The 11,109-nt window shown below is 69.9% G+C and carries 10 protein-coding genes and 1 pseudogene; 5 read left to right on the forward strand and 6 right to left on the reverse strand.

The genetic code is table 11. The features are described 5' to 3' along the window. Positions 1 to 18 precede the first annotated feature (18 nt). Positions 19 to 1,788 carry a hypothetical protein gene (locus IH80_RS0121095; RefSeq protein ID WP_158943542.1) on the forward strand — a complete coding sequence of 590 codons (1,770 nt, stop codon included), beginning with the start codon at positions 19 to 21 and terminating at the stop codon, positions 1,786 to 1,788. Between the two features lie 31 nt (positions 1,789 to 1,819). Next, positions 1,820 to 2,698, forward strand: coding sequence for a hypothetical protein (locus IH80_RS0121100; protein ID WP_030962471.1), 879 nt, complete (start codon positions 1,820 to 1,822; stop codon positions 2,696 to 2,698). Between the two features lie 16 nt (positions 2,699 to 2,714). On the opposite strand, the gene IH80_RS39560 is transcribed toward IH80_RS0121100, so the two are convergent. Beyond that, the gene (locus IH80_RS39560; protein WP_037880654.1) at positions 2,715 to 3,440 is read right to left on the reverse strand and encodes an N-acetylmuramoyl-L-alanine amidase; all 726 of its coding nucleotides are present in this window, start codon (positions 3,438 to 3,440) and stop codon (positions 2,715 to 2,717) included. A gap of 158 nt (positions 3,441 to 3,598) precedes the next feature. After that, the gene (locus tag IH80_RS0121110) at positions 3,599 to 4,150 is read right to left on the reverse strand and encodes a DM13 domain-containing protein (protein ID WP_030962474.1); all 552 of its coding nucleotides are present in this window, start codon (positions 4,148 to 4,150) and stop codon (positions 3,599 to 3,601) included. Between the two features lie 188 nt (positions 4,151 to 4,338). On the opposite strand from IH80_RS0121110, the gene IH80_RS0121115 reads away from it, so the two are divergent. Continuing rightward, the gene (locus IH80_RS0121115) at positions 4,339 to 5,310 is read left to right on the forward strand and encodes an SDR family oxidoreductase (protein ID WP_030962475.1); all 972 of its coding nucleotides are present in this window, start codon (positions 4,339 to 4,341) and stop codon (positions 5,308 to 5,310) included. A 20-nt stretch (positions 5,311 to 5,330) separates the two neighbouring features. On the opposite strand, the gene IH80_RS0121120 is transcribed toward IH80_RS0121115, so the two are convergent. The 3 genes from IH80_RS0121120 to IH80_RS0121130 all read right to left on the reverse strand — a co-directional run bounded on the left by IH80_RS0121120 (position 5,331) and on the right by IH80_RS0121130 (position 8,131). Next, positions 5,331 to 6,344: a helix-turn-helix transcriptional regulator gene (locus IH80_RS0121120; RefSeq protein ID WP_030962476.1), complete on the reverse strand. Its 1,014-nt coding sequence runs from the start codon at positions 6,342 to 6,344 to the stop codon at positions 5,331 to 5,333. Between the two features lie 225 nt (positions 6,345 to 6,569). Next, positions 6,570 to 7,517, reverse strand: a complete 948-nt coding sequence (locus tag IH80_RS47170; protein WP_324609418.1) for a ParB/RepB/Spo0J family partition protein — start codon at positions 7,515 to 7,517, stop codon at positions 6,570 to 6,572. A gap of 281 nt (positions 7,518 to 7,798) precedes the next feature. Continuing rightward, positions 7,799 to 8,131 (reverse strand): hypothetical protein, encoded by a 333-nt coding sequence (locus IH80_RS0121130; RefSeq protein ID WP_051809685.1) that lies wholly within the window; start codon positions 8,129 to 8,131, stop codon positions 7,799 to 7,801. Between the two features lie 87 nt (positions 8,132 to 8,218). Between IH80_RS0121130 and IH80_RS0121135 the strand changes: the two genes are divergently transcribed. Then, positions 8,219 to 9,094, forward strand: a complete 876-nt coding sequence (locus tag IH80_RS0121135; protein WP_030962484.1) for a glycosyltransferase family 2 protein — start codon at positions 8,219 to 8,221, stop codon at positions 9,092 to 9,094. 457 nt (positions 9,095 to 9,551) lie between these two features. Next, positions 9,552 to 10,565, forward strand: a pseudogene (locus tag IH80_RS0121140) (IS110 family transposase); the annotation flags it as partial. Here IH80_RS0121140 and IH80_RS44835 read toward each other — a convergent pair. Beyond that, positions 10,549 to 11,004, reverse strand: coding sequence for a hypothetical protein (locus IH80_RS44835; protein ID WP_030962482.1), 456 nt, complete (start codon positions 11,002 to 11,004; stop codon positions 10,549 to 10,551). The pseudogene IH80_RS0121140 and the gene IH80_RS44835 overlap by 17 nt on opposite strands. Positions 11,005 to 11,109 lie beyond the last annotated feature (105 nt).

Consider the following 11,109-nt stretch of genomic DNA (forward strand, 5'->3'; position numbering starts at 1 on the left):
AACACCCGTCCCGCCACGGTGAACACCAAGGAGGGGTGCGAGCCCACGCCCGCCGGCTCCCGCGAGCGCGAGGCGGGCGCCGTGCAGGCGTGCGTCACCACGATCGCCACGCCGTTGACGGCGGCCGTGCGCAAGCCCCGCGCCGCCGCGCCGCCGGCCGCCGCGCCCGCTGCCGCAGCCGACACGGGCAGCTGCGCCGTGGCCGGCGGGACGTGGTGGTACAGCCGCTTCGCGTACTGCGTGCACAGCCTGACCGTGCTCTACACCCTGAAGGACACCAACGGCACGGTGGTCGGCACCGGCACGCTCAACGTCTCGAGCGGCGCCGTTCTGCCCGCGAAGGGGACGACGTGGAGTGAGCTCGTCTCGGTGACCATGACCGGTGCGACCGGGGCCGTCAAGACGCTGAGCCTGAGGCTCAAGGCAGGCTGCTCGGCCGGTTGCCAGGTCACCAACTCCCCCCGTTGGACGGGCAAGCTCATCGTCAAGGACCAGGTGCTCTCCGGCAACATCGTTTACGAATCCAAGCCGGCTCCCGGCACGAAGCTCGAGTTCACCACGTCGTACCAGTTGTTCGTGACCTCTCCCGGTGCCCAGATCACTGACCCGAATGCCTCCTGGGACAACCCGGAGAAGATTCGCTGTGACGACGCCGTCCGGGACACGACCACCACCGGCAGGGCCGAGTCCGGGTGCGTCATTCCCAGCTTCATGCCGGTCCTCGAGATGAGCGACCAGCCGAGCCCGGCGGGTGCGGGGGCTGCCGCGGCCGGATACCTGTGGGCCCAGAACAACTTGGCGAACGGCTGGGGACGCACCAAGCCCTTGACTCGGGCAAAGGGTGACGTGTCCGGCCGGCTGGCTCGGACCTGCGGCACCTTTCAGGCCCGGACAGACCTCGTTGCGGGGGACACGTGCGCAGAGTTCCCCTTCGCGTCCACCCATGAGGGAGGCATGGACGGCGCTCAGTGCGCCGAGCTCCTCCCCCGTCACAGCACCGGCGGGTGGGTCGTCGATGTGCTGGATGGAGGCGCGAGCAGCGCATGCGCGCGTGCTCACGTCCCGGATGCGGACAAGCAGGCCGCCGAGAGCGTGCTGTCCGAAGGCTTCGTGAGCCAGCGAGTGATGGAGGCCGAGGAGTTCAAGGTGCAGATCAGCGGTTCGATCACCGAACCGAAGGCCGTCTGCCGCCAGAACGCCCCCGTCGGGTCGGAAACCATCGGCAACGGATGGCTCAAGAACACCACCGACCCGGTCCCGCACATCAACAAGGCCACCACCCCGCCCGGGCCGCCCGGTGTCCGCGCGGCCACTGCCCAGGCCTGCATCGGTACGGTGAAGGGCAAGGGCAGTGATGCCAAGGGGGACATCACGGGCTGGCAGGACGCCGAGTTGTTCCGCGTGGCCAACGGGACCACGGCCGGGCTTGCCCGGTGCCACCTGATCCCCAGAGTCCTCGGTGGAAAGGGGATGGTGGAGGACGGCGGCCAGATCAATCTCTTCCCCTGCTGGCAGCAAGGGACGAACACCGGAACGCCCAGCATGCGGACCTATGAGACCGTTGCCCAACTGGCAGTGAGGCCGGTGAAGGAAGGCGGCATTCTCGGGCCGAACGACGCGATCTTCTACCAGGTGACGCCCGACTACCGCAACAGTGACAGCACCATTCCCGTGGGTGTCACGATGACGGCGAGGATCGAGCGTTCGGACGGGACCTCGCAGCCGCTTTTCCCTGACGTCTACATCCCCAACACCCAGAAGGACACCGGGCTGAACCTCGGAAACTAGTCCCATCCGCATCGCACCATCGGGAGCCAGAATGAGCCGTACCACCCCACCGCGGCCGGTTGACATCACCGCGGCCTTTCCTCGACTGGCCCCGCTGGCGCGCACAGCGACCCGGTTGCATCCCCGCCCCGGGTCGCCGACGTCGCACGACAGCTCCGTCGGCGGGCCACTGCTGTGGCCCGCCGACGAGCCGTGGCCGCACTGCGACGAGTGGCACGACGGGCCGGGCCCCGTGGCCATGCTGCCAGTGGCCCAGCTGTACGTGCGTGACATACCCCTGCTCCAGCCGCCCGGCAAAGCCGATCTGCTCCAGGTGCTGTGGTGCCCGTTCGGCCACGAGCCGGACGACAGGCCGTTCACCTCCTTGGTCTGGCGCACCGCCGCCGAGGTGACCGACGTCCTCGACGCGCCGCCCGAGCCGTTCGACGCGGAGTACGGCTACGTTCCCGCGCCGAGCATTCTCACGCCGGAGCAGATCACCGAGTACCCCAACCCCATGGAGCTGAGCGAGGAGTTGCGGCTGCAGCTGTCGGACGGCAGTGCCTGGCGGGCAGCGGGAGTGGACAACCCCTACGTTCTCGCCCCGGACGAGTACTACTGGAACGACTTGTCCGTCACTCCCGGCTGGAAGGTCGGTGGCTGGACCCGCTGGGGCCTCACCGATCCCGTTGCTCGGCTCTGCCCCGAGTGCGGCGGCGAGATGGATCCGCTGCTGACCATCGCCTCCTCCGAATGGGCTTCCCACACCCACAGCTGGATTCCCGAGGAGGACCGAGCCACGGCCGAGGCGTCCCTCGACCATCCCGAACCGTGGAACCCGACCCGGCTCGACCTCGCCCGGGGCTACGATCTGCAACTGCACATCTGCCGGGCCTCGCCGGATCATCCGCACATCGGCCTGATCCAATGACACCGCCTGTCCGCGGCTAGCGGGGAAACCTCCCGCGGGCCGCGGTGAGGATCTCTCCCGTCTGGGCGGAGCGGAGGGGGCCGGGGCACGCGTGGCCGCCCCAGTCCCGGCCGCCCATGCTGTGGATGCCCAGCCCCCGGCTCAGCGGTGTGGGGGCGGGGGCAAGGGGCCAGCCGTGCTGGGCCATCCCCCAGGCGTAGATCCGTGCCAGGGAGTCCACCTGGTGCGCCGTCAGCGGCCGGCTCGCGAAGCCCGAGGTCTCCACGGAGAGCCACGACGGGTTGCCGGTGCCCTGTGCCCAGGCCCGGTCGTGCGCGGAGACGTACTGCTCGATTTCGCCGGACTGCGAGACCCAGAAGTGCGCGGAGGACCTGACCGCCGGGTCGCTGAAGCGGTCGTGGAGCGAGTTCTCGCCCTCCTGCACGTGCAGGACCAGACCCCGCACCTCCCGGAGCCCGCCCGGAGTGAAGTTCACCGACAGCGGCTTGAGGGTCGCCTCCGGCATCCACGGCTGCGCGGGTACGGACGGGGCCTCCACGGGTGGCGGTCCCGCCCCGCCTGCGTCCGCTGACCCCATCGGCTCGGTTCCGGTTCGGGTTCCGGGGCCCGGGCCGGTGCCGGGGCCCCCACCGAAGTCGGCGACGACGCCGAAGGCGGTGGCGATGAGTCCGCTGCCGGCGCAGACCATTGCGTTGCGGCGCGTCACGACCCGCGGTTCCGGCTTCGGTTTGCGGTGGGTCACGCGAGCGGCGCCCTGGCTGCGGCTCGTCGGGAACGGAGCATCGGAGGTCCCTTGCTGGACTGACGTTCTCCAGCGGAATGCTCCCCGACCATTAGTGTCGGAATGGGACCGGATGATGACCGTTTCGTGACAGCCGTGCGGGGCCGACACGGCATCCCCTACGTCAGGGACGCCGCGCCGAAGGAGACGTCGAAGCGGTCGCACCAGATGGTGACGCTGCTGTAGTCCGCCAGTTTCACGTCGGCCGGGATCTCGTAGTTCTGGTCGCCCTTGTTGCCCTTGAGCTTGCCCAGGCTCACGTACTTGCCGTCGTCGAAGACGCGCCATCCGGCGACGCCCTCCTTCACCGGGGCATCGGTCAGCCAGACGCGCAGGTCCGGGCCGTTGCTGGTGTCGAGGTCCTCCAGACGGAGGGTGTGCGATCCGTCGGCGAGGCGGATCAGCTTCGCCGTGCCCGTCGTGGTGTGCTCATGGCTGATCAGCGTGCCCTGGGCGAGGGTCTGCGGGCCCGCGGCCGGGGCCCCGGACGCCGCTCCGGAGGGCCGCTGCGGAGCGGCCGCACCCGGCAGCGCCTCGCTGACGGTCTCGTCACGCCACAGCTTCCACGGCTGGAACCAGTACGAGCCGATGCCCAGCACCACCACCGCCGCGATCAGCGCTCCGGCCCATACCCGACCACGCCGCTTCGTCACCGTCACTGTCGTCCCCATCGTCGTACCCACGTCCTCCCCGGCCGCTCACCGGCCCGTTCACCGCAATTCAACGCCGTTGAGGGCCCTGGTGCCATCTCCGGCCGGATGACGAAGATCTCACCCCTCCTCCCGAGCATCCGCGGCGCCCGGTGAAGTCCGCGGAAAGGGTGACAGGACCTGTCGGTCCGGCCCAGGACGATGGATGCATGACCAACGAGGACATGACCTTCCGCAGCACTGCCCCCGCACACCCTCGGCGCCCCCTGGCGGGCCGGATCGCACTCGTGGCGGGAGCCACCCGCGGTGCGGGACGCGCCCAGGCCGTCGAACTCGGGCGGGCCGGCGCGACCGTGTACGTGACCGGCCGCACGACCCGGACCCGCGCCAGCGAGGTGGGCCGGACGACCGAGACCATCGAGGAGACGGCGGAGCTCGTCGCCGCGGCGGGCGGCACCGGCATCGCGGTGCCCACCGACCACCTCGACGAGGACCGGGTGCGGACCCTCGCCCAGCGGATCGACCGGGAACAGGGGCGGCTCGACATCCTCGTCAACGACCTGTGGGGCGGCGAACACCTCCTCGTCGGCTCCGTCTTCGGGAAGAAGAGCTGGGAGACCCCCCTTGCCGACGGCCTGCGCATCCTGGAACTCGGCGTCCGCTCGCACGTGATCACCGCAGCACTGCTCCTGCCCCTGCTGATCCGCTCGCAGGCGCCCCTGCACGTGGAGGTCACCGACGGCACCGCACACTCCAACCGCCGCTACCGCGAGAACATGTACTACGACCTGGCGAAGAACGCGCCGATCCGGCTCGCGTTCGGGCTGGGCCGGGAACTGGCGGAGTACGGGGGCACCGCGGTCGCGGTCTCGCCCGGTTTCCTGCGCTCGGAGCAGATGCTCGCCCACTTCGGGGTGGGCGAGGAGAACTGGCGCGATGCGATCGCCGTGGAACCGGGCTTCGCCGTCGCCGAGTCGCCGCAGTACCTGGCCCGCGGGGTCGCCGCGCTGGCCGCCGATCCGGACCGGGCCGCCCGCTGGAACGGGAGGTCCACCTCCAGCGGGGAACTCGCGAAGGCGTACGGGGTGCGGGACGTCGACGGGAGCCGCCCGGACGCGTGGGCGTACTTCGAAGCCGTCGCCCGCGGCGGTACGGACGTCGCTCCCGACGACTACCGCTGACCCCCCGCGCCCTCCCGGACTCACCGGTAGAGGGCGGCCAGGGCCTGGGCGCGCTCACGGAAACGGGCGCGCAGGGCGGCCGGGGCGAGCACCTCGGCGTCCGCGCCGAGCCGGGCCAGCTGGTCGAAGGCCACGTCCTCGGACTCCGCGGGCAGGTCCAGGGTGACCAGCCCGGTGGCCGGGTCCGGGGCGCTCGCGGAGGCCAGCGCCTCCTCGACCGCGGCGCCGTCCACGACGGCCGGCAGCCGGCCCAGCCCCCGCGCGGTCAGCCGCACCCTCACGCTGGTGCGCAGCAGGGCGCGGGCGAAGTCGTGCGAGCGTGCCTCCCAGTGCGCGGCCAGCTCGAAGTCCGCGTCGCGCGCGAACACCTCCGGGCCTCCGCGAGCGGGCGCCAGGGCCGTGACGCGGTCGACGCGGTACGTCCGCCAGCCACCGCCGTGGCCGTGTCCGTCACGGAGCCGGGCCACGAGGTACCAGGTGCCGGCCTTCAGGACGAGTCCGTACGGCTCCACCACCCGGGACACCGCGGCAGGCGGTGAGCCGTCCCGTCCCGGCCGGGCGTAGGACAGCTCGACGATCCGGTCCGACCACACCGCGCGGGCCAGTGCCGGGAGCAGCTCGGGTGCGGAGGGCTCGCGGAACCAGGCCGGGGCGTCGAGGTGGAAGCGGCGTACGGATGCCTCGGCGGCCGCGCGCACGGACGGGAGCAGAGTGGCCGTCAGCTTCAGCCGGGCGGCGTCCGCCGCGTCCGCCAGGCCCATGTCCCTGAGGGCCGACGGCAGTCCGGACAGGAACAGGGTCTCCGCCTCGGTCGGATGCAGCGTGGTCAGCCGGGTCCGGTAGCCGGGCGCCAGGCGGTAGCCGCCGGTCCGGCCGCGATCCGACCGGACGGGAACACCGGCTTCCTGCAGCGCCTGGACGTCGCGGATCACCGTCCGCTCGGAGACGTCCAGTTCCCGCGCGAGGGAGGCGGCGGTCAGACCGGGGTTCGACTGGATGAGGAGGGCCATACGGATCAGACGGGCGGCACGCATGCCTCCAGGATCACGGATCAGGGGCCGGCGGGCGGCGGACCGCACCCCCTGCGTACCCCGTGCCCCGTGGGCGCGGTCGGCGCCGCGGCCTTCCGCAGCCCCGGCCAGGGGCCGGGGCCACGTGAGGGGGGTACGGTTCGGGGCCGTCCCCCGGCAAGGGCAGATGTCTCCGACTGGTACGACCCCCACCCACGTGCCACGGTAGCCGCACCCGGGGCCGGCCCGTCACCGGAGTTCCCGTCCGGATGAATGTGCTCCTGTCCCTTGACCGGCGACACCGCAGTCCGGGCGAGCGCACCCACCGTGTCGGCCATGGCCCGGCGCAGTTCCGCCGGCTCTCCTGCCGCTGCTGCGCAGCACGGGAGCCGTGCCCCTCGCCGCGTACGCCACGGAGACGGCCCCCAACACCTTCCCCCGGCTCCCGGTCCGCACCGGGGAGAACGTCGCGGTGGTCCTCACCTCCCACCCCGACGAGAAGGCCCACCTGCGGCACTTGACCGCGCTGGGCTCCACCCCGTCGCACGGGACGAGGTCCTGCCCGGCATCGAGCGGGAAGGGACGCCGGCCCCCCTGACCCTGCGTCTGGTGCCCACGGGGCGCTCGCTCATGACCTGACGTGTCCGAGGAGGCCCTCGGCCCACCGCCCACCTGCGCGATTTGCTCGTAGGACAGTCCGCTGCTCCGCAGGGCCTGGTAGTGCTCGGCCTCTTCCAGCGGGCTGAGTTGTGCGCGCCGGAGGTTCTCGATGAGGGTGATGAGGCGGGCGTCGGCGACCTTGTCGTCCATCAGGACGCTGGGGATGACCTCCCAGCCCAACGACTGGATGGCGCGCCAGCGGTGCTCCCCGAAGAGGATGACGTTCGCGGTGGTGGTCTTCTCCGCTGTCTCCGGGTAGTGCTCGATCCAGATGTCCGCGGGGATGTGGGCGATGTTCTGGAGGAGGCCGACTGTCTCGATCGTGGCCGCGAGTTCCTCAACGCCCGACATGGCCCGCCGGTTGAACGGGTTGGGGCAGAGGTCCTTGGGGTGGAGTTCGACGGTGTCGCCGCTGCGGTCCTTGCCGCCCCGGTAGAACGCCTCTTCCTTGGGCGTAGCCGCAGGGGGCTTGGTGCTCGTGCGCTTTGGGCCTCGGAAGGTTGGCAGCCATAGATTCTCCAGGACGACACAAAGCACGACGGCCAGAGACTAGCCGTTTCCAATGGAAAAGCTGGCTTCCACGCGCGGCCCGGATGAGTCTGTTGAGCTGCCAAGCCCGTGGTCACCGTTTCCAGTGGAAACGGTGACCACGGGGTTGACGGACGACCACACGGAGCAGCTCGGTCATTCGTCTCCCGTTTCCATTGGAAACGACAGACGGACAGAACCTGGACGCCTCGCAAAACAGAAAAGGCCCCGCACCCGGTGTGCCGGGTGCGGGGCTTCGGTGAGGGGAGCTGCGGGTCAGGCTGTGGGGGTTACTCGCCCACGCCCGCAAGCGCAGCCGCCAGCAGTGCGGTGACGTCGGCGCCGTACGGGTCGGTGTAGCTGTCGTGGTCGCTGACGTCGAACGCGGCGTCCTTCGCGGTGACGGTGAAGCCGGGGATGGCGAGGGCGGCGCGGCCTGCCAGCTCGGTGTTGAGCCGGTCGCTGTCGCGGGAGGCGAGCCAGGACTGGGCGTAGGGCCCGAGGCGCAGCAGCGTGTAGCCGGTGCCGTCGGCCCGGCGGGCTTCGACGTGGACGCCGTAGCGGGCGCGGCCCATGCCGACGTCGTCCGGGAGGCACAGGTTCGCCGCGGCGTGGGTGAGCATCGCGTGGGCAGGCTGCCAGGCTCCGAGGATCGCGGGGTGTCCGCGACTAGCATCGGCGTGTTCGCCGACACCTTGGAGTTTGCCGCTATGTCGTTGCCGCGTCTCGGAGTCGTCATCGTGACGATGGGCACTCGCCCGCGTGAGCTGGAGGCTCTCCTGGCCTCCGTGGAGAAGCAGGATGTTCCTGCAGCGCGGGTGGTGCTGGTGGGGAACGCGACGCCTCTCACGGACATCGCGGCGGATGTAACCAAGGTCCCGTTTGAGGAGAACCTGGGCTGCCCCGGCGGCCGCAACGTCGGGCTGAAGCTGCTCCGCGAGTCGGGCGACGTTGATGTCGTCGTCGAGCTGGACGACGACGGGCTCCTCATCGCCGATGACGTGTTCCGCAAGATCCAGCAGCTGTTCGCGACGGACCCCAAGCTCGGGATCGTCGGCTTCCGGGTCGCGGACGAGCACGGACACACAGAGCGGCGCTGGGTGCCGCGCCTTCGTGCAGATGATCCGATGCGCCGGGGCCTGGTCACTGCCTTCCTCGGAGGCGGCCATGCCTTCTCTGTCCCGATGCTTGAGCGGATCGGCGATTGGGCCGGCGAGTTCTTCTTTGGGCATGAAGAGACCGACCTCGCATGGCGTGCGCTGGACGACGGCTGGAAGATCCTTTATGAGCCCGACCTTGTTCTTCAGCACCCCAAGACCTCCCCGGCCCGGCATGCCGTCTACTACCGCTTCACCGCGCGAAATCGAGTCTGGCTGGCCCGGCGGCGACTGCCTCTCCCCTTGATCCCGCTCTATCTGGGCGTGTGGATCGTGCTCACCCTGGCGCGCATCCGGTCCGTCAGCGGGCTGAAAGCGTGGTGCGGCGGCTTCGTGGAGGGGCTGCGCAATCCTTGCGGTCCCCGCAAGGCCATGAAGTGGCGCACGGTGTGGCGGATGACGCGCTTGGGGCGCCCTCCGCTGATCTGAGCGTCAGGACAGTGGCCGCAGATGACGGTCAGCGCCGGGGGCGCCGGCGGCTGGAGCAGGGTGCCGGTCGCGCGGAGCAGGTCGCCGGGCTGTATGGCGGTCAGCAGCTCGTGGGTGATACCGGGGTTGCTGCTGGTGCAGGTGATGACCGTGTCGGGGGCGTCCTCGTCGGCGGTGTCGAAGTCGGCGGGCCGGACGACCAGGTCGAAGGTGGCGGTGTCGCGCGGGCCGGGGACGGGGATCGCGTCGACCCAGCTGTCGACGGCGCAGTGCTTGGTGTCCATCAGCTGGCTCTACCTTTCTGACCACGGGTTGACCGCAGCCATTCGTAGGGTTGAGGCACCCAGAGGAGCGGGGCGTGGCTTTCAGCTGGCTGCCGACCGTGGTTCCGGAGGCTTGGCCGCCCCGCTCCTCACGACGACTCGGCCGCCGATTGGGAAGTGCGAACAGGTCGCTGGGTGAACCAGCTCTCTTGATCGCCCTCCTGGTGAACCACGGCCAGGAGCTCGTCTACATCCCCGGCCTCGCGGTCAACCGAGCCACCGACGGCTACCGCGGAGCAGGTAAGACGGACGCCCGAGACGCGCGCATCATCGCCGACCAGGCACGTATGCGCCGAGACCTGGAGCCGATCCGGACTGGCGACGAAGCCGCCATTGAGCTGAAGCTGCTGACAGAGCACCGCACCGATCTGGTCGCCGAACGCACCCGCACCGTCAACCGACTCCGATCGCTGCTGACCAGCATGTTCCCGGCACTGGAACGGTCGCTCGAACCCAACACAGCGGGACCGCTCGTGCTGCTGAGCGGCTACCAGACGCCGGCTGCCATCCGTCGGCTGGGCACCCGGCGCCTGACGGCGTGGCTGCGGAACCGGAAGGTCCGCAATGCCGGGGCCCTCGCGGCGAGAGCAGTAGAGGCCGCCGAGCGTCAGCACACCACCGTCGCCGGAGAGGTCGCCATTGCGAGGATGGTCCTCACCCTCGTGAAGGAGGCGATGTCCCTCAACGAGAAGGTCGCGGAGACCGACAAGCTCATCGAGGGCCGGTTTCGCGAGCACGAGCTCGCCGAGGTGATCCTCTCCATGCCTGGTATCGGCGGCACGCTGGGCGCCGAGTTCCTGGTCGGCGGGGGCGGCAGTCTGGATGCCTTCCCCACGCCGGACCGGCTTGCAGCCTTCGCTGGCCTCGCTCCTGTACCACGTGACTCCGGGCAGGTCAGCGGAAACCTGCGCCGACCGCAGCGCTACCAGAGGCGACTGCAACGCGTCTTCTACACTTCCGCGCTGCTCAGCATCCGTTCTGACCCGAACTCGCGCCGGTTCTACGACCGAAAACGTGCTGAGGGAAAACGCCACACCCAGGCCGTCCTCGCCCTGGCACGCAGACGCGTCAACGTCCTATGGGCACTGATTCGTGACCGTCGCCTCTACGAGGTCACGCCTCCGGTGGTCATCAGTCCCACCAGTTAAACAACAGGTCACTCAACGCCTGGGGACGCCAGTAGCCGATCTGAGTTAGTTCCGCTTCAGCTAGCTCGGCCACGTCCACCTTGGACATCGGCAGGCTCAGGTCTTCGACCTGGAGGCAGCGGAAACCGACCGCTGCGAAGGCGTCCGCCCACGGCGGTGGGTTCACGAAGCGCACCAGCGGCTGCCCTGGTACGGGGGCCAGCTCGGTGAACGCAACGACCGGCAAGTGAGCATGGCACAGAACGAAATGCTCCTCCGCACGGCTGGTGATGGTGGCCGAATGGAAGCTGGAGGCCCCTGCTGGGGGCACCTCGCCGACACGGCCACCAATGCGCCTTGCGGCTTCCCAGCAGGCACTTCGAAAGAGCGTCAGGTCCGTCTCATTCGCCGGTTTATCACGTGGACCGCAGAACCCCGTTGCTCCTCGATCGAGCCGCATCAACGCTCTCCCTTCCTTCGACGAGGAAGCTTGCCATGACAACGCAGCTAGACGGCCTGTGTTCAGGACGGATCCCGACCTTGACTTCTCTATTGGGAAGCCGCC

It is taken from the genome of Streptomyces sp. NRRL S-378, assembly GCF_000720645.1.
Lineage (GTDB): Bacteria > Actinomycetota > Actinomycetes > Streptomycetales > Streptomycetaceae > Streptomyces.